Annotated in this window: 24 protein-coding genes; 11 read left to right on the top strand and 13 right to left on the bottom strand. The window is 40.9% G+C overall.

Annotated features, from left to right (window positions below):
- Positions 1–18: 18 nt before the first annotated feature.
- From NSQ43_RS02595 to NSQ43_RS02585, 3 genes are all read right to left on the bottom strand, one after another.
- A complete protein-coding gene (locus NSQ43_RS02595) occupies positions 19–960 on the bottom strand; it encodes a Gfo/Idh/MocA family oxidoreductase (RefSeq protein ID WP_339252757.1) in 942 nt (313 codons plus the stop codon).
- A gap of 165 nt (positions 961–1,125) precedes the next feature.
- Entirely contained in the window at positions 1,126–1,563 is a 438-nt protein-coding gene (locus NSQ43_RS02590) for a hypothetical protein (protein ID WP_339252756.1), read from the bottom strand.
- A complete protein-coding gene (locus tag NSQ43_RS02585; RefSeq protein WP_339252754.1) occupies positions 1,553–2,263 on the bottom strand; it encodes a GNAT family N-acetyltransferase in 711 nt (236 codons plus the stop codon). Before NSQ43_RS02585 ends, NSQ43_RS02590 begins: the two co-directional genes overlap by 11 nt.
- A gap of 329 nt (positions 2,264–2,592) precedes the next feature.
- Between NSQ43_RS02585 and NSQ43_RS02580 the strand changes: the two genes are divergently transcribed.
- Both NSQ43_RS02580 and NSQ43_RS02575 read left to right on the top strand, forming a co-directional pair.
- The gene (locus NSQ43_RS02580; RefSeq protein WP_339252752.1) at positions 2,593–3,996 is read left to right on the top strand and encodes a cytosine permease; all 1,404 of its coding nucleotides are present in this window, start codon (positions 2,593–2,595) and stop codon (positions 3,994–3,996) included.
- Between the two features lie 136 nt (positions 3,997–4,132).
- Positions 4,133–4,708: a hypothetical protein gene (locus NSQ43_RS02575; RefSeq protein ID WP_339252751.1), complete on the top strand. Its 576-nt coding sequence runs from the start codon at positions 4,133–4,135 to the stop codon at positions 4,706–4,708.
- Positions 4,709–4,750: 42 nt separating this feature from the next.
- On the opposite strand, the gene NSQ43_RS02570 is transcribed toward NSQ43_RS02575, so the two are convergent.
- On the bottom strand, positions 4,751–5,065 hold the full coding sequence (locus NSQ43_RS02570; RefSeq protein WP_339252750.1) for a DUF378 domain-containing protein: 315 nt from the start codon (positions 5,063–5,065) through the stop codon (positions 4,751–4,753).
- 90 nt (positions 5,066–5,155) lie between these two features.
- Between NSQ43_RS02570 and NSQ43_RS02565 the strand changes: the two genes are divergently transcribed.
- The 3 genes from NSQ43_RS02565 to NSQ43_RS02555 are packed head-to-tail and all read left to right on the top strand — an operon-like array spanning position 5,156 to position 6,562.
- Positions 5,156–5,290, top strand: coding sequence for a hypothetical protein (locus NSQ43_RS02565; protein WP_339252748.1), 135 nt, complete (start codon positions 5,156–5,158; stop codon positions 5,288–5,290).
- A gap of 16 nt (positions 5,291–5,306) precedes the next feature.
- A complete protein-coding gene (locus NSQ43_RS02560) occupies positions 5,307–5,813 on the top strand; it encodes a DUF1648 domain-containing protein (RefSeq protein ID WP_339252746.1) in 507 nt (168 codons plus the stop codon).
- 47 nt (positions 5,814–5,860) lie between these two features.
- Positions 5,861–6,562: a YjjG family noncanonical pyrimidine nucleotidase gene (locus tag NSQ43_RS02555; protein WP_339252744.1), complete on the top strand. Its 702-nt coding sequence runs from the start codon at positions 5,861–5,863 to the stop codon at positions 6,560–6,562.
- A gap of 877 nt (positions 6,563–7,439) precedes the next feature.
- Here NSQ43_RS02555 and NSQ43_RS02550 read toward each other — a convergent pair.
- From NSQ43_RS02550 to NSQ43_RS02540, 3 genes are read right to left on the bottom strand one after another with little or no spacing between them, the layout of a single operon-like run.
- Entirely contained in the window at positions 7,440–8,270 is an 831-nt protein-coding gene (locus tag NSQ43_RS02550) for a MetQ/NlpA family ABC transporter substrate-binding protein (RefSeq protein WP_339252742.1), read from the bottom strand.
- Between the two features lie 16 nt (positions 8,271–8,286).
- Complete coding sequence (locus NSQ43_RS02545) at positions 8,287–8,949, bottom strand: methionine ABC transporter permease (protein ID WP_339252740.1); 663 nt, start codon at positions 8,947–8,949, stop codon at positions 8,287–8,289.
- The gene (locus NSQ43_RS02540; protein WP_339252738.1) at positions 8,942–9,691 is read right to left on the bottom strand and encodes an ATP-binding cassette domain-containing protein; all 750 of its coding nucleotides are present in this window, start codon (positions 9,689–9,691) and stop codon (positions 8,942–8,944) included. The genes NSQ43_RS02545 and NSQ43_RS02540 overlap by 8 nt, the downstream gene beginning before the upstream one ends.
- Before the next feature lie 130 nt (positions 9,692–9,821).
- Between NSQ43_RS02540 and NSQ43_RS02535 the strand changes: the two genes are divergently transcribed.
- A complete protein-coding gene (locus NSQ43_RS02535; RefSeq protein ID WP_339252737.1) occupies positions 9,822–10,265 on the top strand; it encodes a GNAT family N-acetyltransferase in 444 nt (147 codons plus the stop codon).
- Positions 10,266–10,314: 49 nt separating this feature from the next.
- Here the strand turns inward: NSQ43_RS02535 and NSQ43_RS02530 are convergent, their stop codons facing one another.
- Together NSQ43_RS02530 and NSQ43_RS02525 are read right to left on the bottom strand one after the other, a co-directional pair.
- Positions 10,315–11,973, bottom strand: a complete 1,659-nt coding sequence (locus tag NSQ43_RS02530; protein WP_339252735.1) for a malate:quinone oxidoreductase — start codon at positions 11,971–11,973, stop codon at positions 10,315–10,317.
- Between the two features lie 174 nt (positions 11,974–12,147).
- Positions 12,148–12,570 (bottom strand): MarR family winged helix-turn-helix transcriptional regulator, encoded by a 423-nt coding sequence (locus NSQ43_RS02525; RefSeq protein WP_339252733.1) that lies wholly within the window; start codon positions 12,568–12,570, stop codon positions 12,148–12,150.
- A 144-nt stretch (positions 12,571–12,714) separates the two neighbouring features.
- Between NSQ43_RS02525 and NSQ43_RS02520 the strand changes: the two genes are divergently transcribed.
- On the top strand, positions 12,715–13,242 hold the full coding sequence (locus NSQ43_RS02520; RefSeq protein WP_339252731.1) for a CarD family transcriptional regulator: 528 nt from the start codon (positions 12,715–12,717) through the stop codon (positions 13,240–13,242).
- 31 nt (positions 13,243–13,273) lie between these two features.
- Here NSQ43_RS02520 and NSQ43_RS02515 read toward each other — a convergent pair whose 3' ends face one another.
- Positions 13,274–13,876: an N-acetylmuramoyl-L-alanine amidase gene (locus NSQ43_RS02515; RefSeq protein ID WP_339252730.1), complete on the bottom strand. Its 603-nt coding sequence runs from the start codon at positions 13,874–13,876 to the stop codon at positions 13,274–13,276.
- 135 nt (positions 13,877–14,011) lie between these two features.
- On the opposite strand from NSQ43_RS02515, the gene NSQ43_RS02510 reads away from it, so the two are divergent.
- The 4 genes from NSQ43_RS02510 (at position 14,012) to NSQ43_RS02495 (ending at position 18,857) form a co-directional block, all read left to right on the top strand.
- On the top strand, positions 14,012–14,908 hold the full coding sequence (locus tag NSQ43_RS02510; RefSeq protein WP_339252728.1) for a DMT family transporter: 897 nt from the start codon (positions 14,012–14,014) through the stop codon (positions 14,906–14,908).
- Positions 14,909–14,956: 48 nt separating this feature from the next.
- Positions 14,957–16,612, top strand: coding sequence for a sensor histidine kinase (locus NSQ43_RS02505; RefSeq protein WP_339252726.1), 1,656 nt, complete (start codon positions 14,957–14,959; stop codon positions 16,610–16,612).
- Positions 16,605–17,315, top strand: coding sequence for a response regulator (locus tag NSQ43_RS02500; RefSeq protein WP_339252724.1), 711 nt, complete (start codon positions 16,605–16,607; stop codon positions 17,313–17,315). The genes NSQ43_RS02505 and NSQ43_RS02500 overlap by 8 nt, the downstream gene beginning before the upstream one ends.
- 207 nt (positions 17,316–17,522) lie before the next feature.
- On the top strand, positions 17,523–18,857 hold the full coding sequence (locus NSQ43_RS02495) for a citrate:proton symporter (protein ID WP_339252723.1): 1,335 nt from the start codon (positions 17,523–17,525) through the stop codon (positions 18,855–18,857).
- A gap of 410 nt (positions 18,858–19,267) precedes the next feature.
- Here NSQ43_RS02495 and NSQ43_RS02490 read toward each other — a convergent pair whose 3' ends face one another.
- From NSQ43_RS02490 to NSQ43_RS02480, 3 genes are all read right to left on the bottom strand, one after another.
- Positions 19,268–21,637 (bottom strand): polyprenyl synthetase family protein, encoded by a 2,370-nt coding sequence (locus NSQ43_RS02490; protein WP_339252721.1) that lies wholly within the window; start codon positions 21,635–21,637, stop codon positions 19,268–19,270.
- Positions 21,638–21,741: 104 nt separating this feature from the next.
- Positions 21,742–22,932 carry a DUF4317 domain-containing protein gene (locus NSQ43_RS02485; protein WP_339252719.1) on the bottom strand — a complete coding sequence of 397 codons (1,191 nt, stop codon included), beginning with the start codon at positions 22,930–22,932 and terminating at the stop codon, positions 21,742–21,744.
- Positions 22,933–23,101: 169 nt separating this feature from the next.
- Positions 23,102–23,383 carry a DUF2564 family protein gene (locus NSQ43_RS02480; RefSeq protein ID WP_339252718.1) on the bottom strand — a complete coding sequence of 94 codons (282 nt, stop codon included), beginning with the start codon at positions 23,381–23,383 and terminating at the stop codon, positions 23,102–23,104.
- Positions 23,384–23,439 lie beyond the last annotated feature (56 nt).

Raw genomic sequence — 23,439 nt, 5'->3', positions numbered from 1 at the left:
GGGGCTGACCCTCTACTTTTATTTTCTTAATTCCTCCAACACCTTCTGTGCCTGATAGCCTACTTCAAAGTCATACAAATCCGCCTCTTGCCCATTTACCGCTTTTACTAATTCGTCAATTAAACGTTTGTTCGTAGCTGTTTCAAGTGAAATTGGTTCAAGAATGTCACCCGTTTTTCCTCCTCGTAACTCGCCCCAATTTTCTAAAGTGAGGACGCCTTCTGATCCAAATGCGGTAAATCCAATATGCTCTTTTCCAGCTTGTCCGCTTATTCCTTCAATTAAAACAGGTGTACCGTCCGCAAGTTCTGCGGTGGCAATGATACCCGTTTCACATAGCGTAGGGTCTTCAGGGAATTCCAAACGAGTTTGGATATTGTGTAGCTCGCCGAATAGTTTAAGTGTTTGCTGGATGAAATGGACGCCGACTTCAAGGACAAAGCCACCCTGCTCTCGCCCACCGACCCAGTCATTCTTCTGCCAAGCACGCGGCCATTCCGGGAAGTGCATGGAGAGCTGGAGGCGGCGTAATTTACCGATATAGTTTTCGTTGATAAGCTCTGCGAATTTCGTTGCCGCTTGGCCATAGTTGAGTGGGAAGTTCATAGCATGCACAATACCCGCTTCCTTCGCGGCATCCGCCATCTCTCTCGCCTCTTCCAACGAGTTCGCCAATGGCTTCTCGCAAAGGATATGCTTTTTCGCCTGAATGGCATCCATCACGATGGCGTGGTGGAATTTTGGTGGTACTGCAACGTAGACGAGATTCACCTCGTCGTTAGATAGCAACTGCTTATAATCGGTATAGGCTTGCACATCGCCAAGGTTGTCGGCAGTTTCCTTTGCAAGTGCTTCCGTCCGGTCACATACTGCCGTTATTGTAACCTTATCGTGCTGTTTGAATTGGTTGATCAACCGCTGACCAATGGCTCCAAGGCCAATGACTCCAATATGTATCATGAAAATTCCCCCTTTTCCCTATCGTACAATAGGCGGGGCAGGCTGTCATTTGTTTATTGCAGGAGCAGAATGGACCTTTGGAGCGGAAGAATGGACCCTGACATGGAAAGAATGGGCCTTTTATTCAAAACAATGGACCCTGGAGCGGAAAGAATGGACCTTTGTTTAAAACAATGGACCCTGGAGCGGAAAGAATGGACCTTTGCTCAACAACAATGGACCCCTCTTCAAAAGGAATTTCTTCAACGAGGAATTTCCGGGAGCAAAGGAGAACCTATTGCGCTTAAACGAGAACTCTCCAGAAGCAAAGGAGAACTCATCGTACTTAAACGAGAACTCTCCTGGGGTAAAGGAGAACTCATTGTGCTTAAACGAGAACTCTCCTGGGGTAAAGGAGAACTCATTGCGCTTAAACGAGAACTCTCCAGGGGGAAAGGAGAACTCATCGTACTTAAACGAGAACTCTCCGGGAGTTAAGGAGAACTCATCGTACTTAAACGAGAACTCTCCGGGAGTTAAGGAGAACTCATCGTGCTTAAACGAGAACTCTCCTGGGGTAAAGGAGAACTCATTGCGCTTAAACGAGAACTCCTCATCGATCAATCCGATATATCCCCTTCCGATCCCTCAGCACACAGCCATTCCTTTTAAAAATACCAATCATATGGTGATTCGCTTCATCCGTACTGCCTACATAAGTCGTTGCACCAATTCCCTTGAGCAAATGAAGTGAAATCCGATGAAGGGCGGCCCCATATCCCTTTCCTCTCCATTCCGGCATAACTCCGAAATAAAACAGACGCCCCTCATCGACAGTTCCTTGCTCGATAATCGGGATGCTTAAACCGATTGGCACGCCGGATTTCCGGAAAACGAAACAGGATTCTCTCCATTCCGCACCAAGTTCATTCTCAAGTGACTCCATCACCTGTTCGATTGTAAACAAATTATTTTTATTCGCAGATCCACTACGACATTGTTCATACAGCTCCGCAAAGTCCGAGTCGGCCATTCCCCCGTCAGCCAATGCTTCAACAGAAATACCGGATTCAGCAGTAAAATCCCCATTCAATTCCCGTGTATATTCCACAATCGTTGAAACCTTGCGGAACCCCTGATTCAACAGCCACTCCTCATACCTTGCATCCATTAAAAGCGACAAATACCCGATTTGTTTTTCCCGCCATTCCTCTAACAGACTACTAAAAGCTTCTATATATTCCTGATCGAGTACACTTTCATCTTTCACTTGGTCAACAAGCCAATACTCTTGATCCTTCTTGATTGTATTAAATAAATTCACATTACCACCCTCTCTTTATTCCTCGTTTAACCAGCTCAACGAATAATAAATAAAGTCTAATGTTAATGATTTGATAAAAATAAAGTAATTCCTCTTTTATTTTCGTCCGCCTTATTTAATATAGTTATATTTTCATAGTTTTTTAACAAAGGTAATACCAATTTCAAATTGATTTACATGTATTAATCCAGATACCAACCAAACCAAAAACTGTACTTTTCTGTTACTTTTTGATAAAATTTTCTAGTGCGCATTAATAAAAGAAGTTTGACCAAAATATTGCCTAAGGGCTTAAGGAGTGAGCGTTTCACAATAAGGAGCTGAAATATATGTCAACAGAACATACTAATTTGCAACAAGACACAGAAGAAGAGGTCGTTCGAGATTATTCATTAGATCGTGTACCTCGCGAGGAACGAAAGGCTAACTGGCTCAGCATTACAAACATTACGTTTGGAATTGCAACAGCTATTTTCTACTTCCAAATGGGAAGTGTGATGGCTCTCCAATTCGGGGCCCCCAATGCTCTCATTTCCGCAGGCTATGCAATCATCGTAGCAGGCTTGCTTAGTACAGTCATCGTTTATTTATCGGCCAAGTCGGGAATGAACGTGAACTTATTATCTCGGGGAGGCGGCTTTGGCTATATCGGAGCATCTTTGACTTCACTTATATACGCATCGAATTTCATCTTGTATTGTGCCTTTGAGGGCCTGATTCTTATCTCGGCCGTACATCATTTTCTTCCCTCCTTTCCGAAATGGGTTTTAATCCTCGTATTTGGACTCATTGTAATACCTCTCAATTGGTTTGGAATTAAACAATTGGACAAGCTGCAAAAATGGTCATTACCGATTTTCATTCTCTTTTTGATCGCTGCAATTGTTATATCATTCATCAAACCTGCTATTTATACGGGACCCGTTTTCTCTTATATGCCCGAAGGAGTCCAGCTTGGCGGTACTGCGCTGCTGTTCTGTATCGGTATGCATAATGGGATTATGGGCTTAACTGCTCTTCTTGCTTCAGATTATGCCCGTTTTTTACGCCCTAAAGATATCAAAGTTGGTTCTTTAGCAATCGGGTTCATTCCTCAAATTTTTTGTTATGGCGTTATGGGAGGATTAGGTATCTGGTTCGGTGTCCGTTATTTGGAGTCGGATCCAGGTGTTTATATTGTACTGCTGCTTGGAATCGGTGGTGCGTTATTTACAATGTTGACGCAATTGCGTATTAATGTCACGAATATTTATAGTAGTTCACTCTCCTTATCAAACTTCTTTGAAAATATCTTCCGTTTCACCCCCGGCCGACGATTTTGGGTTGTCGTCTCCGCATTGACCGCGATTGCTTTGATGTTAGGTAGCATTGTAGATCATCTTGCTACGGTTATGACGTTCCAGGGTGTATTCCTGTTCTCATGGGCGTCTATCTTGGTGACCGACGCACTGATCGTGAAAAAGTGGTTGAAAATCGGACCGAATTATTATGTTGCGACACAAGATTATTTGTATAAGTGGAATCCTGTCGGCGTTGTTTCACTTCTTGTTTCAAGTGTGGTAGGTACAATTGCTGCACTTGGCTATATGGGGGTCTTCCTCCAATCAACAGCTGCGTTTTTTGCTGCTGTGTTAGCTGCTGTATTAACAGTCATCATAGCGGTTTTGACGCAAGGCGCATATTATTTACAACACGAACCTTCTCATATAGTAGAAGAGGATAGATTGAAATGATGAACGATAAAAACCATGTCTGCTTGAATACTTTAGCTGGCATGGTTTTTTGCATTGTCCTATTGTTTGAGCACTTTCCACCCAGGTACTTGAATAATGTGGAGTTTTCGTCCGCTATATAAGGCAGGTGTTATTCATGTTAGGGCTTTCTTATTTGCTATCGCTTATCATTTCGGCATTCATCATTCTTCCGGTCGTCGTGTTCCTGAGAGAATCAGGCTATTTATTCGCAAGTCTCATTTTCGGTGTTAAAAATCCAAGAATTACGATTGGGTCGGGACCACGTATTAAAAAGATCGGCATAGTTGATATCCGAAAACATTATCATATGTATAGTTGGTTTTCATTTGACTCGATAAAAAGAGAAAGCAAGCTTGCGTATATATGCATTTATGCAGGTCCCATCCTCATCAATATCGTTATAGCCTTAACGATTAACGCGCTGCTCGCAAACGGAATTCTTGAGGGGCATCGGACATTTTGGGAACGGTTTATTTTTTACGCTTTTTATTATGTTTTATTCGATATCGTACCTATGATAACCGTTAACGGTAAGCCGAACAACGGCATGATCATTTATGAAATGGTACGATACGGAAAACGAGTGGATTATAACAATGAGCCTTTCATTCCGTCCACAACTGACGTGGAGGAAGGGTATCAGGAACTTATGGAGGAAATTGAGGAAATTAAAGAAAAACACAAACGGTGACAGACACCTATGAACTAATTGGTTTAGGTGCCTGTCACAATGTTATTTATTCCGTTTTTCTTCCGTGAAGTCTGGTTCTTCACCGAACTCGGTATTAAGGTTCGGGTTTGTGAATCGCTCACGTCTGTGAGTCACTTCCCTCTCCTCATCCGGTTTGAATAAAAGCCCTAAACAAATCAACCCTCCAAGTGCTACAAGCGCATAGACTACTCTTGAAAGAAATGCATCCTGTCCACCGAATAAAGAAGCCACCAAGTCAAATTGAAAAAATGCGATCAATCCCCAATTCAATGCACCTATAATGACTAACGCCAAAGCAATGCGCCGAACTGCTCCCATCATGAATTCCTCCTTCATTCAATTTTCCACCTTATCGTTTGCTAAAAATGGTTTTTAATACATGGAGGTATGCGTCAGGTTTATCTATTGAATTGGGGGATTTATTTATTGAATAAAAGGATTTATCTATTGGATATCGAAAGTTATCTATCGAATATAGAAATTTATCACCAAAACAGGACTTATTACCCGTTCAATCCTATGAAACTTTTTCCTGATTCGAACCGTAAAGAAGGCAACTAAGGAGCGTGTAAAAGAAATGGATAAATACAGTTACAATAAACCGAAATTGGAGATTCCCAAGACTACAGTGCAATGGGCATTCGATATTTTCACGATCATCGTATTTGTTGCAGGCATGATTTATTTAATTTCCATTTGGAACCAACTGCCAGACCAAGTTCCAGCACATTATAACGCTGCCGGCGAGGTAGATCGTTGGGGTTCCAAATGGGAGCTCGTCATTCTACCCATTATCGCTGTTCTAATGGCAATCTTCCTGACGTTTTTGGAGAAGCATCCGGAATGGCATAATTATATGAATTTAAATGAAAACAATATTGAATTCCAATACAGAAATTCAGTAATATTTCTAAATGTCATGAAAAATGAATGTGTTCTACTGTTTGTTTATATTAGTTTTAATATTGCTCAAGTAGCATTGGGGAAGGCCGAATCCATTGGAAATCTATTCTTGCCTGTATTCCTCGTCATCATGTTCGGTACGATGGCTTTCTTTATTATCCGATCGATAAAACATAAATAATGGTGATATACTAAATACACAGCTGAAGTCAGTCAGGAGATGTAAGAATGAAATATGATGTGTTTTTATTCGATTTAGATGATACGTTAATGGATTTCGGAGAGACGGAAAAAAATGCGTTTACGAATGTGTTCGCAACACACGGTTTTCCGAATGCATTGGCGGATTTTAGGGATACGTATCGGACAGTTAGCACTGTACTTTGGGGAGATTTGGAGCAAGGCAAAATGTCGTTGTCCGAATTAAAGACGGAGCGTTTCAGACGCTTATTCCTTGAACACGGCCTTGAAATGGATGCAGAAACGTTCGGCCAAATGTACCTCGATTATTTAGGGAAAGAAGTCCATTTAATCGATGGAGTGACAACTATGCTTCATTCCCTTGAAGATGCGAGGCTCGCAGTTTTGACAAACGGCTTCAAGGATGTTCAGTTGGCACGCATTGCCGCATCTGGTCTAACCGAGACGTTCGAAGCAATCTTCACATCCGAAGAAATTGGTTTCCAAAAACCACAACCTGAAATTTTCGAACATGTATTCAAGCAATTGGCTATTAAAGACAAATCACGCGTCTTAATGGTAGGAGACTCGCTATCCTCGGACATCCGCGGCGGCAATAATTTCGGTATCGATACATGTTGGTATAATCCGAAACGAAAAGAGAATAATGGCCTAACAAAGCCTACATTTGAAATTCATGATTGGGAAGAGTTTCAGATGATAATAAGACAGACAACCGCGTCCAGTTGATGGATGCGGTTGTTTTTTATTAAAGCGCTGGATATATGATTTTCCCAGTCACCATCAATTGCATGACCCGCCTAAACGGAAATCATTCGTTGCAACTTTATTCGTCGCGTCGGCTCCATTGTGAAGAACCATTTTTTCATCAGTTCAGGTGTTGTTGTCCATGCTTCAAAACGCTGTCTGCTGTGCAATTAAATGTGCGCTGCATTGTCAATGTAGTGGTTGATGTGCTCATATTTTAATATCCTGCTTATGTTCCGTTGCTGATTGTGGAACTTACGTTCATCATACATCACTGATTGACAAAAAAAACATTCCCATAGCGCACCGGGGTTTGGGAGTTTATCACCGAATAGGCTTCGTTCAACCAACTTGAATCACTTTACCACCGATTCTTGGGGCGTTATCACCGATTCGAGACACTTTACCACCGATGCTCGAGGGATTACCACCGATTTAGGGCTGTTTACCACCGATTCGTCAAAGCTTGATGTTTTTGACCCAAAATATATCCTCTACTTCTATGGCTATTTATTAAAATGTGAGAACATCCCCACTTTGGTACGATGTATTTAGTGTAAAGGACTTGACGGTACACGAAGGAGTTGATGGTATGATTCTCGGAAAATAGAAGAACTATTTTATTTAACTGATTGTCCCCCTCCTTTTATTTGTTTAAAGGCACTTGGCGCGACTGTATATTGAACTGCCACCAGTTTTACACCGCGACCGCAATTGTTTCACGTGAAATCACGTGAAATTGACCGATAATCCCGCTGATTTGACCGATAACTTTCCGCCGACAAGCCCAGCACAGAATTTCACATCAAAAAAGCCATTCCAGTTGCGCAATACAACCGGAATGGCCCCTCAATAGAATTTATTCAAATGCTGGAATTGCTGTTTCGTCGTAGTTCTCTTCCAAGAACTTTTTGACTTCTGGGCTTGTCATTGCTTTAGCCAACTTTTGAATTGGCTCCCAGTCTTTATTGTCCTCGCGAGCGATTAATGTGATCGCAAAGTCGTTTTCAATTCCTTCAGTAAGAAGTGCATCGCTTTTCGGTGTAAGTCCAAGTGGTGCTGCGTAAGCAGGTGTCATAACGACTGCGTCCGCATCATCGTACATACGGGCAAGCATCAGCAAATCGACTTCTTCAAACTTATAGTTTTTCGGATTGTTGACGATATCTGCTTTTGTGTAGTATGTGTCTTTCTTTTCGCCTAACTCAATGACTCCGTGTTGTGCCAACAATGCCAATGAGCGGTCGATGTTGGACACATCATTTGCCATTGCAATTACAGCACCTTCAGGCATTTCATCCATTGACTTATAGTTTTTTGAGTATACTCCATAGTTAGCGAAGTAAATTGGAGTGATTGGAACTAAATTTGCATTATTATTTGCATTGAATTGCTCCATATATGGTACGTGTTGGAAGAAGTTTGCATCTACTTCTTTTGCAGCAAGTGCAGTGTTCGGCTGGACATTATCGCCTAATACAACCATTTCCAATTCGATTCCTTCTTCGGCAAGCTTCGGTTTGACAAGTTCAAGAATTTCCGTCATCGGCGGAATTAGTGAAGCGACTTTCAACTTCACAACCTCATCTTCTTTTTGCACGTTCGCAGGTTTTTCTGCACCTTTATCCTTGCCGCCACAAGCCGCTAATAGGACAAGCAGCATTGCTGTTAACATCAGTAGTTTCTTCATGGTGTTCCTCCTACAATTATCTTTTATCTATCATTCGTGATACAGTTGTCCCCGTGAATTGGATGAACTGTACCAGTATGACCATAATGATTATCATGTACATCATTAAATCGTCTTTGAATTGCTGGTAACCATACCTAATGGCAAAGTCCCCTATACCTCCGCCACCTACAACGCCCATGATTGTTGAATAGGAGATGAAACTGATAATCGACGTTGTCAATCCAAGAACAAGACCAGACCTTGCCTCGACGTACAGGAATTTAAAAATGATTTCCCTAGCAGACGCACCCATCGAAACAGCCGCCTCCATAACGCCTTTCGGTACATCCAGTAGTGATTGTTCTACTAAACGTGAATAATGCGCTATCGCAATTATGGATAACGGAACAGTTGCAGCGGCTGTACCAATCGCTGTCCCGATGACCATTCTCGTAAATGGAAGTAAAAAAACAACCAACAATAAAAACGGAAATGAGCGGATAACGTTCACCAATAAATTCAAAATTGAAAAGATGAACCGATTCTCATAAAGTTGTCCCTTCCTACATAGATAAAGTAACGTACCTACAGGTAGGCCAACAAGAACCGCAGCTACGATTGAAACCCCTACCATGATAAAGGTTTCCCCAATGGACTGCCATATTTCAGCTTCATATTGAATTAAAACCTCAGGCATGGCCAATTTCACCATCCTTCGTCAATTGCTCCAAAAAATTCTGGGGATTGCTGTCAATGACACGGATTCCTTTTGGCTCTATCGAAACAGTGTCGTAAATTTCACCATCTGCCATGACGGTTACGCGATTGCAAATGCTTTTGATCACGTCCATCTCATGGCTGACAATGACAATTGTGACACCGAGACTTTTATTTACATTTTCCAAAACACCAAGAACTTCAGCAGTCGTATTTGGATCAAGTGATGATGTTGGTTCGTCACATAATAAAACCTGCGGATTATTCGCAAGTGCCCGTGCGATTGCCACCCGTTGCTTTTGTCCTCCACTCAGTTGTGCAGGATACTTGTCCTTGAAACGTCCAAGTCCAACAAACTTCAAGCACTCCATTACGCGTTCCTTACGCTTGCGTCTTGGAAATTTCGATAACTTCAACGGCATCTCAACATTATCATACACTGTCTTATTCGCGACCAGATTAAAATGTTGGAAAATCATCCCAATCGACTTTCGTGCTTGCCGAAGATCCTTACTACTTAGACTTGTTAATGTTTTACCGTTTATATCCACGTTGCCGGCATCCGGTACTTCCAGTAAATTCATGAGCCGTAGCAAAGTCGACTTACCGGCTCCACTTGCTCCGATGATGCCATGGATTTCACCATTATGGACCGACAAAGAAATGGATTTAACGGCTTTAAACTGCCCAAAATTCTTGCTGACATTATGTAATCTAATCATAAAAAAATCCCTTTCTATAATTTGAAGGGTGATTGCGACGATAACTATTATAGCATTAAAAATTATTTATTACAGGACTATCCACAACTATCCTTCTCTTTGTATAATTTACCAAGGGGAGAGATGAATTATGTTGCATCTACAAGCGATAACTAAAGATAATTGGTATAAGGCAATTTCACTTCGCGTACGGGAGGACCAAGTGAATTTCGTGGCATCTAACGTCGTTTCGTTGGCTCAATTGAATTTCCTTGAAAACTTCATGGCGAAGGGGATTTATAATGATGATGAAATGGTCGGCTTTGCGCTATATGGAATAGACGATGACGATCATGAATACTGGATTTACCGCATGATGATCGACCAAAACCACCAAGGTAAAGGATACGGAAAAAAAGCGATTCAACTTATTATTGATGATATTAAAGAAATTAAAGAAGACCGTCATCAAACAATTTCATTGTCGTATGAACCAGAGAATGAACATGCAAAACGGATCTATGAAAATATGGGATTCCATGAAGTGGATGGCTTCGTAATTGACGGAGAACAAGTATCCCGGTATACGTTTTAACAACTAAAATAAGCTGACGGGGCAATACCCTGTCAGCTTTTAACATTCATTAATCTTCTTTCTTCGGTTCTTCTTCCACAACCAAGTTGGCATCCACGTTCGGAACTTCACGGTCTAATCCCAACGTTTCATCCTGCTCCGTGTCTCCCGTTTCAACAACAACCGAATCCTCTTCTGTTGTCGTCTCTTGTTCAACGACTTCTACAGACTCTTCTTCTGAAGGCTGTTCAGTTTCAAGACCAAGTGCCAATGCAGTCGAAGTATGGATATCTTGAAGTAATTCAGGATTTTCCACAAGCGAAACGCCGTAAGAAGGGATCATTTCTTTAACTTTCGGTTCCCATTGTTTCATTTCCTGTGGGAAACATCTATTCAAAATTTCAAGCATTACGTGAACAGCAGTTGATGCACCAGGTGAAGCACCTAATAGTGCAGCGATTGAACCGCCGGCCCCGGTTACAACTTCCGTCCCAAACTGAAGTGTCCCTTTGCCAGCATCTGTATCTTTAATAACTTGTACACGTTGACCAGCGACTACCATATCCCAATCTTCGCTCTTCGCTTCAGGAACAAAATCACGTAATTCTTCCATACGTTGTTCTTTCGATAACATTAGTTGCTGAATAAGGTATTTAGTCAACGCCATTTCTTTTGCTCCCGCAGCTAACATCGTGAACACGTTAGATGGCTTAACGGATGTGATCAAATCCATATTCGAACCCGTTTTTAGGAACTTCGGAGAGAAGCCTGCGAACGGACCGAAAAGCAATGATTTTTTATTGTCAATATATCTTGTATCCAAATGCGGAACAGACATAGGCGGTGCACCAACTGATGCTTTCCCGTAAACTTTCGCATGATGCTGCTCAACCACTTCAGGGTTTTTACAGACCATGAACAATCCACTAACCGGGAAGCCTCCGATATGTTTACTTTCCGGAATGCCTGTTTTTTGCAATAAATGCAAACTTCCGCCACCAGCTCCGATAAAGACAAATTTCGCTTTATGGACTTCCACTGCACCGTTAGTTAGATTCTTAATTTTTAATTCCCATTGACCGTCGCTCGTACGTTTAATGGTAGTTACATTATGTTGGTAATGAATTTCAACATTGTTGCCCTTCAGATGGTCGAATAGCATGCGAGTCAAAGCACCGAAGTTGACGTCTGTTCCGGAATCGATTTTTGTTGCCGCAATCGGTTCTTTAATATTCCGGCCCTTCATCATTAACGGAAGCCACTCTTTAAGCGTCTCAGGGTCTTCAGAATACTCCATCCCTTTGAATAAAGGATTATTGGACAGTGCCTCATGACGTTTTTTCAAGAATTTCACATTCTCTTCGCCGCGTACATAACTCATATGTGGCAATGGCATGATGAAGTCTTCTGGATTGCTTATCAAATTCTTATTTACAAGATAAGACCAAAACTGTCTTGAAAGTTGAAACTGTTCATTGACCTTTATCGCTTTACTAATATCAAGGGTTCCATCGGGCTTTTCAACGGTATAGTTGAGCTCACATAATGCAGCGTGCCCCGTCCCCGCGTTATTCCATTCATTCGAGCTTTCCTCTCCTGCATCCGAGAGTTTCTCAAACACTTTAATCTTCCAATCTGGTGCTAGTTCTTTCAATAAAGTCCCCAACGTTGCACTCATGATTCCGGCGCCAATTAAGATAACGTCTGTAGTATTTTGTTTGTTACTCATATTTACCTTCCTTTATGCCTTGAAATTTGAGAAAGGATGTACGCGCTCCCATTAAGCATCAGCAAGCCAAGGCGAGACCTAGGAACACACCTTTTCCGATTCAATCTTAACCCTATATATTGTATCACAATTAGTCTTAAATCAAAACGACTATAGGCTTACATTTCTATAGCATCATATCCATTCTTTGTCCAACAGATCTATCAATCGTTTGAAATTATCCTTTCCCAACCTTTCGGATATTTGTTGATCAATCCTATTTTTCAAAATAACTGTATCCGCATGGCATTCTCTACCAAACTCGGTCAAGTTAATAACCTTCTTTCCTTTTCGTTCAGTACTTAATGTTGTAGATACAAGCCCTTTACCTTCCAACCCTTTAATAAACTTGTGGGCAGCTTGTCTTGATATATCACATTGCGAACAAATCATTGTAATTGTTTCGTTTCCATCCTGTATGGAAGATAATATATTCCATTCAGAAATTGTGATAGGTATATCTTTTTCATCCCCCCAGAGTTGTTCCGCTAGTGATCGTAATGCTGTATAATGCTCTCTCATTAAATCTAAGACATTCTTAGTTGGGTCAATACTCATTTCATTACCTCCGCGAAATATATAATCGTACTATAATGAAAATCGACTGCCGTGTCAACCAAGTTGACAAAATGGAATATGTAGCATATACTATAAGTAAACTTAGTTGACGATTAGACGAAAACTAAGACAGGAGGTATGCTTATGTATAAAGTCGGTGATTTAGTCACGTACGGCTCACATGGCGTATGTAAAATAAAGGACATGTCTGAGGAAACATTCGGAGATGAAACGAAATCCTATTATATTTTGCATCCGATTGATCAGCCTACGTTAACGATTTATTGTCCCGTAAATAGCGACCAGTCCACGTTAAAAGATATTATCTCCGAAGAGAAAGCAAATCTCATCTTGGAGTACTTCACAAAACCAACTGACAAATGGATTGCCCACCCTTCGGCGCGTTACCAGTCCTTCAATTCCACTTTAAAAACATCTGACCCTTTTCAAATTGCCGTTTTAGCGAATACATTAATACGCAAAGACATGGAGTTGGCAATAGACGGAAAAAAATTAGGATCACGTGATATCGAAATTTTAACTTCTGTACGTCAAATATTGTTTGAAGAGTTAGCGTTGGCGTTATCAACGACACCGGCTAAAGTTTCGAACCGTATTGAAGAACTTATTTCCAATTCAAGTGATGGTTCGACTATGCCGATAGCAGAGTAGGACAATCCACCAAATTTAAATCATTATCTTTTTATAGCAAGTGGCGGACGCATTTGGCGTCTGCCTCTTTCGGCTTCAATTTGAAATAAACTGCAAGAACTTCGGCCAATGCTTCACCTTGTGCCTTCAGTTTCCCTTTTGAACGAAGTGCTTTGATATCGATAACAGAATCCATGAATCCGCCCTCTGTCAGAATGGCAGGCATTTTCGTTTCGCGCAGCACATGAAAATTTGCCCTTTTCACCCCACGGTCCTTAAGCCCCATCGCTTTAGCAATCCGCGGCCCGACAAGTCGTGCAAGTTCTTCAGATATAGGGCTGACAGTTGGCGAGTCCATCACATACGTTTCCACGCCTGTCCAATCCCCCCATTTACCCCTATTTGCATTATGATGCACAGCGACATACACATCAGCATTCCATCCATTCGCCTTTGCCGTACGTTCCCATACCGGTACATCTGTTTCTCCTGTTGGGTCATCGACACGTAAAACTTGTACATTTTCATAAGTAGCAAGTTTTGAGATACATGCCTGCACCACCTGGTCGTTGAAGCCCCATTCCCTCTCCCCGTCAGGCGTCCGCTTCCCCGGTGTATTATTTCCATGTCCTGCATCCAATACAATTTTCACCATACGCATACCCCTTTCAAATTTACTTCCTCACCTTATATATAGGTTGGATTTCATTAAACGATAGAAGGGTCTTAAAAAATTAAAATTTGTGATAAAATTCGTATAAAGCCTCTATCTAACTATAAGGAGTAGAATATGAAAGCCAAATTCCAATTCACCCTTTCAATGATCATCTTTGGTACGATTGGTGTATTTGTAAAGTATATCGACTTATCCTCAAGTGAAATAGCTTTATTGCGCGGTTTAATCGGTTGCTTATTTTTAATGACTGTCATTATTATCATGAAGAAAAAGATTCCATGGGCATTAGTGAAAGTAAATGCTGTACTTTTATTCGTCTCAAGTATTGCATTGGGTGCAAACTGGATTTTCTTTTTTGAAGCGATCAAGCATACGACTCTGTCTAATGCTGTGCTCAGCTATTATTTCGCGCCAGTATTCGTCACAATTCTATCGCCGATCGTTCTGAAGGAAAAACTATCTGCAGAGAAAATCATCTGCATCGGGATTGCCATGCTTGGTATGTTATTCATCGTCGGTAACGGAAAAATCAGCACATCCGGAGCAGGGGACTTGATTGGGATTGGCTACGGATTAGTCGCTGCTGCTTTATATGCGTCCTTAATGCTTACTAATAAATTCATTAAAAATATGGACGGGCGAGACACCACGCTAATACAACTTGGAATTGCATCGACATTTCTTATGCCTTATGTATTTCTAACCGAGGGTTTTGGACTATTTGACATTTCCAGTTCTTCAATCCCGTTAATCCTAATCATTGGTATTGTACATACTGGATTTGCTTACTTGCTGTTCTTCTCCTCCATACAGAAGTTGAAAGGCCAAAGTATTGCCGCCTTAAGTTATGCGGACCCACTTACATCATTGGTGATTTCGGTCCTTATATTGTTTGAACCGATGACTGCTATTCAATTCGTCGGAGGCGTATTGCTGTTAGGGTCTACATTTGTCAGCGAGAATCAGTCAATTAAATTTGCAAGACGTAAAATTAATTATATGCAAGAATAAGTGGGAGGCATCATTCGCCTCTCACTTTTTATGTAAGGAGCCAATTATATGATGAAAAAAAGGGTTAAAGACCCAAGTCATCAACCAACCACTATCATTAACTTCAAAATGAGAATGATCTTACTAGTAGGCGCTCTCGTTATTGCAATCATTACTGGCATCGGGCTATATATTGGTCATTTCATTTCCAAGACAATGGAAGAACAAGTTGGTAATCGCGCGCTTGGTGTAGCGGAAAGTGTAGCACACATCCCAGAATTAGCAGAGGCGTTTAAGCATGGGGACCCCGCGTCTATTATTAATCCCCTTGTTGCACCTATACAAAAAGCAACAAAGGCTGAGTTTATTGTGGTCGGCAATACCGAAGAAATTCGGTACGCTCATCCTATTCCAGAAAAGATTGGAAAGAAAATGGTGGGGGAGGATAATGAGAGGGCCCTGATTTTAGGTGAATCGTATGTTTCAAAAGCAGTCGGTTCATTAGGCAGCTCAGTGCGCGCAAAAGTCCCTGTATACTTGGATGGCCAAATTGTGGGAGTTGTATCGGTCGGATTTTTAGTACATGATATCCAAACCATTATAAAGACTTATAATATCCATCTGTGGATTGTCTTATTAAACACAGCCATTGTAGCCGTGATTGGTGCTATTCTTATAGCATCGTATATTAAAAAAGTATTATTCGGCCTGGAACCTGAAGAAATTGCGCATTTACTCGTCCAAAAAGAAACAATTCTTCAATCGACCCATGAAGGCATCATTGCAGTCAATCAAAACGGCATAATCACGATGATCAATCTTGCTGCCCAACGTCTATTGTCCAATCAGGCCATTCATTCAAAAAACTATGAAGGTATGTCAATCAATGAGTTAACAGAAGTAAAGCATTTGCTGGATTTCCTACAAGATGATAATGATTGCATCGATCAGGAAATAATGATTGGCAGCACAATTGTTTTTGCCAATAAAATGCCAATCTTCAACGATGATTCAATGGTTGGAACGGTATTTACATTCCGGAATAAGACCGAAATTGATTTATTGACAAAGGAATTAAAGTCGATTAAACAATATACAAATGCATTACGGGCACAAACACATGAATTCTCAAACAAGCTCTATACGATTCTTGGTCTATTGCAACTTGATAAAAAAGAAGAGGCGATTTCCTATATCCAGCGGGAAAGTTCAGTGCAGAAAAACTGGATCCGCCTGCTCATCGAGAAAATATTCGATTCAAAGGTGAGCGGCCTCTTACTTGGTAAAATCAATCAGGCAAGTGAATTAGGGGTAGAAATTACGATTCAGGAAGATAGCATATTGGCAACCCATTTAAGCGAAATGCAAAGTGAAGCTTTACTGACTGCTATTGGAAATTTAATCGATAATGCAATGGATTCTGTAAAAAAGGTTCCACCAATTCAACGAAAAATAGCAATCTTTTTTACAGACATTGGAAATGATATTATTTTTGAAATCGACGATTCCGGTGAAGGGGTTCCTGCACAGTATATAAACATGATCTTTAAACAAGGCTTTACCTTGAAAGAAGGTGAACATGGCGGCTTTGGTTTGCCATTAACAAAACGACTTGTAGAAAGATTGGGCGGGGAACTCTATTTGGAAGAAGGAGACCTTGGTGGCGCAAACTTCGTGCTTTCGATACCGAAAGAAGTAGATGAAAGGAGGAAACAAGATGCTTGAAACGATTAAGGTTTTAATTATTGAAGATGACTTTCGGATTGCGGATATTAACCGCCAATTCGTTAATCGGGTGGAAGGATTCGTTGTGCAGCATGTTGTGAAGACAGGTGAAGAAGCAATTACTTATTTGCGCAGCGCAAGGAATCTGCCACAACTGATTCTATTGGATGTCTATATTCCAGACGTTCAAGGCCTGAATTTATTCTGGACATTGCGGAATGAGTTTACTGAGATTGACGTCATTATGATCACTGCCGCAAAAGAAGTGGAGACAATTTCCGAAGCCCTTCGTGGTGGGATTTTTGATTATATTGTGAAACCGGTCGATTTTAGACGATTTGAAAGTACATTATTAAGCTTCCGAAACCAAAAGTATATCTTCACGACAAAATCGGAGTTGCAACAAGAGGAGATTGATCGACTAACAGGCCGTCCAGTGTATTTGACCTCAATACCAAATGATTTTGATGAAGGATTACCGAAAGGAATCGATCAACTAACATTGGAAAAGATAAAAAAGATCTTACATGAAAGCGATGAATCTGGTATCACTGCGTTGGTTGCCGGAAGCAAAGTAGGTGTAAGTCGATCGACCGCGCGACGCTATTTAGAATACTTAGTGTCCATAAAGGAGGCTGATGCCAAGTTAAAATACGGTGACATCGGGCGACCTGAACGGAAATACACGCCGTGGACAAAATGAACAAAACAACCAAAACATCCATTAGTGATTTAAGTTACATAAACTTATACATTTAACCTCTCTATGATAAATTTCTAACTATAGAATATTTTGAAATAGAGATGGTTATTTTTTTGTACGGTTACTTTTTTTAGTCCTATATGTATCCGCTTACAAAGGCCTTTCTTTTTCATGAGTGGACTTCGGTTTGCTAGGAAGGAGACATATATGCTAAGTATTATTGGTTTAATTACGATTGTCGTCATTGTAGCGTTGCTAATTAGCGGGAAAGTTTCTCCTATAGTTGGACTTGTGTTAGTTCCAGTTGCCGGGGCATTTGCTGCTGGTTTTGGATTTGATGAAATTGGTGTGTTCTTTACAGAAGGTACAACGAAGGTGGCAAGCGTTGCCATAATGTTCATCTTTGCTATTCTGTTTTTCGGAATCATGCAAGACGTTGGGTTATTCGATCCACTTATTAACAAGATGATTGCTATTTCCCGCGGAAATGTTATTGCTGTTGCTGTTGCAACCGTTATCATTGCAGCCATTGCGCACTTGGACGGGTCTGGTGCATCGACTTTCCTTATTACAATTCCTGCGTTACTTCCATTGTACAAACGGTTGAAAATGAATCCGTATTTACTTCTAATGCTTGTCGGAACAGCAGCTTCGATTATGAATATGGTACCGTGGGCAGGTCCACTCGGAAGAACGGCTTCTGTATTAGACGTAGATGTAACAGAGCTTTGGAGACCACTTATACAAATTCAAGTGATTGGTCTAATTTTACTTATTATCATTGCTGTCGCTTTAGGTTATCGTGAAAAACGATTGATTGCGAAAAAGTCGGCGATAGGAGTGAGTCACGGAAATGAAATTTCCGATGCGACAATTGCTGAAGCGCAAATGGCGGCAACTGTTGCAGAAGTGAATGATTTAAAACGTCCAAAACTACTTTGGCTCAACGCAATTCTTGCAATTGCCGTTATTGGTGTCCTCGTGTGGGGAATCATTCCTGCAGGTTTTGCATTTATGATTGGTGTTAGTATTGCATTACCATTGAACTTCCCTAAGGTTAAAGACCAAATGGAACGTATCAAAGAGCATGCGCCAGGCGGAATTATGATGGCGACGATTATTTTAGCAGCTGGATCTTTCTTAGGAATCTTGAACGGTACAAATATGCTGACGTCTATTGCGACAGATCTTGTAACTGTTTTACCGGAATTTGTTGCCCCTTATTTACATATCATTATCGGTGTGTTCGGTGTTCCTTTTGATTTGTTGTTAAGCACAGACGCTTATTATTTTGCCCTGTTGCCGATTATTGATCAAGTTGCACTTACATTCGGCATACCGTCACTTTCTACTGCTTATGCAATGATTATCGGTAACATTATTGGTACATTTGTCAGCCCGTTGTCACCAGCACTTTGGTTGGCTCTTGGACTTGCGGGATTGGAAATGGGTAAGCATATCCGTTATTCCTTTATGATGATGTGGGGGTTAAGTATTGTTTTATTAATCATTGCAGTATTGCTTGGTGTAATTGTTATTTAATCTTAAAAAGATATTACCGCTTTCGGATTTGATCCGGTGTGGTAATATCTTTTTTTTTCGAAAGACACTTGCAACGTTACGGCAGGGAAATGCGATTGAAGATAATCCAGGAGGAACAGGAACGACAGACTGGAAATCAATATTTGAAACGTTCTACTCTTCTGCCTGCTGTCAATCTGATAAGCCGAAGGTCCCAAAATGACCATATAACCTCGGAAATGATTAATATAAGTTGGGAAATAATCGATATCAGTCTCCAATTGATCGATAAATGTTAGGAAATAATCAATAAACTTCGGGAAATAATCGATATCCTACAATCAGGGGCATTATCCAGGCTTTAATGCGACTTATTTAACATAAAAAAACACGCCCAAGGCTCAAATTGGCTTTGGACGTGTTTTGGCATCTTAATAATCCCGATTTATGGTATAGTCCAATATCTGTTTCAAATAGTTCGTTTTATAATGAAGCCCTTGAAGTGCTTCCATCGCCAAGCAGTAGTGATCCCACATTGCTTTTCGTGCACCTTCACTACCAAGGATGGATACGAAATTCGAATTATTGTTTTCAATATCTTGACCTACTGGCTTCCCAAGCAACTCAAGGTCTCCCTCGACATCAAGTAAATCATCCTTGATCTGAAAAGCGATGCCTGCGTGGTAGGCGAAGGTTTTCAATGCAGCTATTTCCTCATCCTGCCTCCCCGCTAAAATTGCGGGCATGACGAGAGAAGCTTCAAAGGCAATACCTGTTTTATAAAAGCAAATCGTATTTAATTGGTCCAATGATAATTGTTTCCCTTTGGAATTCAAATCCATCGCCTGGCCCCTGCACATCTCCGTTGTCTTTCCTGCCGAGTATTGGATCAGACGGAGGACAACCTGCGGATCAAAACGGAGAGAGGCTTGTTCTACGACGGCTTCCTGGGTTAGATAAAGGCCCGTTAATTCTGCCACTGCGGTATTATACACCGTGTGCACGGTCGGACGCCCTCGCCGAAAAGACGAGTCGTCCTGGGCTGGTAAATCATCAAAGATTAAGGACGCGGTATGCATATACTCCAATGATTTAAGAAGCGGTTCAATTGCTGATTCATCCAATCCGTATTCATGGACACCCATAACCCATGTCATGATTGGACGTAGTCGTTTTCCGTCGCCTAATAGACTGTAATTTGCAGCATCGATAATCGATTCATCCATTGAAGAACCAATTTCGTTTTTAGGAATATGTAATAAAGTATTGACCTGATTCCGTACGGTCTTGGCAATGTTAACAAAGTTTTCCCGTTCTTTGCTTTCATTTTTAAAGTTCGCGATAATTTGATCTCTAAGCAACTTATCAAGGAAGTCTACATCATGAGAATTCCTCACCATCTTTTGAATAAGTCCATCAAATTTTGGATTTCCTGTACGGAATATCCTCATCAATTCTTTATATTTCTTATCTCCTACTTTTTCCTTGAACCGCTTCTGGCCATTCAGCGCACGATTCAACATCACATTACGTGCCTTGACGTCCGAGTGATACACATTATGGATTAAATTGAAAATGACCGTCCAATATAATTCGAAAGGGTTGATGAGATCCTCGCGCACCTCATGATATGTCAAATAATACGTGTAGGGAGTAACCGCACCAGCTTCTATGTCATCAAACATATCGGCGAAATCATCAGCAAGTTGATTGTAAATTCCATAGAAGAAAGTTCGTTCATCGAATCCCTCATCCTCTCTAACACTGAGCACCGAGCGGGCGATCAAGCGTGAATAAGCGGATTTCAAAATGACCGGTATATAAAGTTCTTCATTGGTGTAATGTGCATTTGATATGTCCTTTTCACGGTCAACTTCCTGAGAATGAAAAAATACAAAGGATTGCTCGAAGAAATCATTTTTTCCGTTGCGCTCTAACTGCGACTGAATATATGTGAAGGCTTCACGAAGCTCTGAATGAATATAGTGAATCAGTTCCCGGTTGGTTCCGTCCCATGATTCAATTTCAGGTACAGACCCCGTAATGAGGGCCGATCGTATCAAACTTGAATATTGTCTTTTCTCATCTTCGCTCAGTACTTCTGAATCCAAAAGATCATCGATAAACGGATAGGTTAGACCATAGGAATAGCCTAACCTTATCGCTTCATCCAATTTCCGTGCACGGTCTTCCGACGAAAGATGATTGCCCATCTCCTCAATCTGGTGAATGACGACCCCGGCAATAAGTTTAATCAGTTTCCGCTTAGCCTCTTCACGATTCATCCCTGCCGGAAGACAAGAAGACACAGTTTTTAATTTATCAAAAACCCAGATCATGGATGATTCAATGCCTTCCTTCTGGGCCCAACGGTACAACATATGCATACTGAACAGGTCCCAACGATTAGTTGAAGATGAATGAAGTAGATCCTTTTTCAAATTATCAACGACCTGTTGAATTCTGTTGACTGTAGCGGGTGAGCTTAAGTCCTTCCCCAAATCCCGCATGAAAATATATGAAATGCTTCGCTCCAAGTAATTATCCAGTTTTCCGGCATTATCCAACCATTGAATGTATTGATGATATTTACGGGAATCTGGTTTTCCTTTTCCACGTGTAAAACCTTGTAGTGGTGAAAGGCGCAAATGATCCTGTTTCCATTCTTGTATATCTTTTATCAATATAGCGGCGTAGGTATTATTTTTGAGCTGAACTGACAGCGATTTGAAATAATCGGCAGCTTTCTCCTCAGCGCGACGATAACAATCTTCCGCCTCTTTTCGTAACCCTTCATTCATAATTGCATACCTCGACTTCTTAATTTTGAATGCTAACCATAACATAAAAAGCTCTGTTAAGATGATCTTGTCTACTATATGCAGTCGTCATGCATTGTCTGAATCTATTCCAATATATCTTCCGAAAGTATTGTAAATCCTTCAATCACTGTATCTTCCTCAACTTCTATCAATATACAACGTTTACCGTTAACCTCTACTTGTCTGACATACCTTAAATCTTGTGGGCTGATTGAGATATTCGCAACCTTTGTTTCGATCTTGATCGATTTTGATGTATAGCTTGGAACGATATGACTCGCTTTCAGCTCATATGTATCATCGTCAATTACATTCCGAAATGCCCGTTCCACCTTTTCTGTGTCTACATTTTCTACGCCACTCGCCTTCAGAACCCTGGTCACCTCTTTTGTATCCAAGGTTGGGATGCTCTCTTCTTCCTCTTGCTCTTCGTCAACTTCCATCATACGCTGGATTTCATCATAAACACTTGCAAGGGTTCTTGTATTTATCTCATTACCTGTGATTGACCTTACAATTTCTTCAAAAACAACTTTATCTTCATCCGCAGTCATAATTTCCTCGCCGTTAAGTACGTTTTCAATGAAATGGTAGTTAGGCTTATTCGCTTTCCCTGCAGAATAGAGAATATGGTTTACATCTGCAGCATTGTCAGTGAACGTTGGGAATAAAAATCCACCGATTGGAGATGTGAGGTTAATAATAGGATCCGCTATAAAACTGGACTTGAACTCCTTTTCATTGAAGTCGAACACAAGTGCTCGCTTCGGCTCCACTGTCTGGTTCATGCTGCAAAGAATGAACGGATTCTTATACACTTCATCCCTTGCAGCAATTTCTGCCTCTTCACTTCCCCGTTTCGTCGGTTTGTAGTAGTTCCCGCGGATGAACGTGATGACTATATCCTTTTCATATTGGACATCCTGCACCATTTTCTCTGCAATGCGTTGCATACCTTCCTTCCAATCCGCCACTTCATCCGCATGAAGTGCATCATATAAAAGTTTTTGCGTATGATCTTCCTGCTCCTCCGTTTGACGTCTAAACTTCACTTCAAACAGTTTCGCGTCCAATTTCCCGCCTAATACTTTTTTAAAGTTATTCAAAAACAATTCCTGTTGCTCCCGATCTAACATAGCAAACGGCTGACTTACCTCGTGATAGATTTCATTGCCTTCTTGTCTAATGTACACATTATAAATATTAGTAATCTTCAATAGGTCTGTATCCAATTTAAAACGCTTGCGGATGTCCGCAATTGCCTTTTTGTTCATTTATCATTCCAGCTCCCTTGAAAAAATGAAAAAGAGAGTCCAAAGTCTAACTTTAGACACCCTTTTATTATAACAATATTTATATGGATAATGGATTAGATATAAAATGCTAATTATAAGAAGAAATCACCCCAATAGGCCTGGCAAAGCCCATGGGATGATTCCTTTCTCACTCTTCTTCCAATGTCTCCTGGACTTCATCCAATTGACGCTTCATCATGTCCAAATGTTCTCTGTTTTGCTGAACGGTATCCATATGCTCGTTGTGCTCCTCTGCATTCATATAAGCATTTTCAGCAGTTTCAAGCGAATTGAATGCATGCTCAACGGCAATTTCCTCTGGATGCGACATTGCCTGTTTAACAGATCGATCTGCCTTTTGCACTGAGTTACTGAGCTTGGTACTTGGATGGTTCTTTTTCCAACTTGGACCTGAATCTTTAGTAGCCATTTTATCCCTCCTGCAATACGATATTTTACGGCGTGCTTAGTATTGTAAAATATCCT

The sequence above is a fragment of the Sporosarcina sp. FSL W8-0480 genome (assembly GCF_037963765.1).
GTDB lineage: Bacteria > Bacillota > Bacilli > Bacillales_A > Planococcaceae > Sporosarcina.
Note: the sequence above shows the minus strand (reverse complement) of the source record. Positions and strands in the feature narration are given on the sequence as shown.

What these genes read in the sequence shown, in the direction of transcription:
- NSQ43_RS02540 (WP_339252738.1), bottom strand. Translation starts at nt 9,691, where the DNA reads ATGATTAGATTACATAATGTCAGCAAGAATTTTGGGCAGTTTAAAGCC.
- NSQ43_RS02570 (WP_339252750.1), bottom strand. Translation starts at nt 5,065, where the DNA reads ATGAAGGAGGAATTCATGATGGGAGCAGTTCGGCGCATTGCTTTGGCG.
- NSQ43_RS02505 (WP_339252726.1), top strand. Translation starts at nt 14,957, where the DNA reads ATGATGAAAAAAAGGGTTAAAGACCCAAGTCATCAACCAACCACTATC.
- NSQ43_RS02530 (WP_339252735.1), bottom strand. Translation starts at nt 11,973, where the DNA reads ATGAGTAACAAACAAAATACTACAGACGTTATCTTAATTGGCGCCGGA.
- NSQ43_RS02520 (WP_339252731.1), top strand. Translation starts at nt 12,715, where the DNA reads ATGTATAAAGTCGGTGATTTAGTCACGTACGGCTCACATGGCGTATGT.
- NSQ43_RS02485 (WP_339252719.1), bottom strand. Translation starts at nt 22,932, where the DNA reads ATGAACAAAAAGGCAATTGCGGACATCCGCAAGCGTTTTAAATTGGAT.
- NSQ43_RS02535 (WP_339252737.1), top strand. Translation starts at nt 9,822, where the DNA reads ATGTTGCATCTACAAGCGATAACTAAAGATAATTGGTATAAGGCAATT.
- NSQ43_RS02580 (WP_339252752.1), top strand. Translation starts at nt 2,593, where the DNA reads ATGTCAACAGAACATACTAATTTGCAACAAGACACAGAAGAAGAGGTC.
- NSQ43_RS02480 (WP_339252718.1), bottom strand. Translation starts at nt 23,383, where the DNA reads ATGGCTACTAAAGATTCAGGTCCAAGTTGGAAAAAGAACCATCCAAGT.
- NSQ43_RS02525 (WP_339252733.1), bottom strand. Translation starts at nt 12,570, where the DNA reads ATGAGTATTGACCCAACTAAGAATGTCTTAGATTTAATGAGAGAGCAT.
- NSQ43_RS02495 (WP_339252723.1), top strand. Translation starts at nt 17,523, where the DNA reads ATGCTAAGTATTATTGGTTTAATTACGATTGTCGTCATTGTAGCGTTG.
- NSQ43_RS02515 (WP_339252730.1), bottom strand. Translation starts at nt 13,876, where the DNA reads ATGGTGAAAATTGTATTGGATGCAGGACATGGAAATAATACACCGGGG.
- NSQ43_RS02545 (WP_339252740.1), bottom strand. Translation starts at nt 8,949, where the DNA reads ATGCCTGAGGTTTTAATTCAATATGAAGCTGAAATATGGCAGTCCATT.
- NSQ43_RS02575 (WP_339252751.1), top strand. Translation starts at nt 4,133, where the DNA reads ATGTTAGGGCTTTCTTATTTGCTATCGCTTATCATTTCGGCATTCATC.
- NSQ43_RS02550 (WP_339252742.1), bottom strand. Translation starts at nt 8,270, where the DNA reads ATGAAGAAACTACTGATGTTAACAGCAATGCTGCTTGTCCTATTAGCG.
- NSQ43_RS02500 (WP_339252724.1), top strand. Translation starts at nt 16,605, where the DNA reads ATGCTTGAAACGATTAAGGTTTTAATTATTGAAGATGACTTTCGGATT.
- NSQ43_RS02595 (WP_339252757.1), bottom strand. Translation starts at nt 960, where the DNA reads ATGATACATATTGGAGTCATTGGCCTTGGAGCCATTGGTCAGCGGTTG.
- NSQ43_RS02560 (WP_339252746.1), top strand. Translation starts at nt 5,307, where the DNA reads ATGGATAAATACAGTTACAATAAACCGAAATTGGAGATTCCCAAGACT.
- NSQ43_RS02555 (WP_339252744.1), top strand. Translation starts at nt 5,861, where the DNA reads ATGAAATATGATGTGTTTTTATTCGATTTAGATGATACGTTAATGGAT.
- NSQ43_RS02510 (WP_339252728.1), top strand. Translation starts at nt 14,012, where the DNA reads ATGAAAGCCAAATTCCAATTCACCCTTTCAATGATCATCTTTGGTACG.
- NSQ43_RS02490 (WP_339252721.1), bottom strand. Translation starts at nt 21,637, where the DNA reads ATGAATGAAGGGTTACGAAAAGAGGCGGAAGATTGTTATCGTCGCGCT.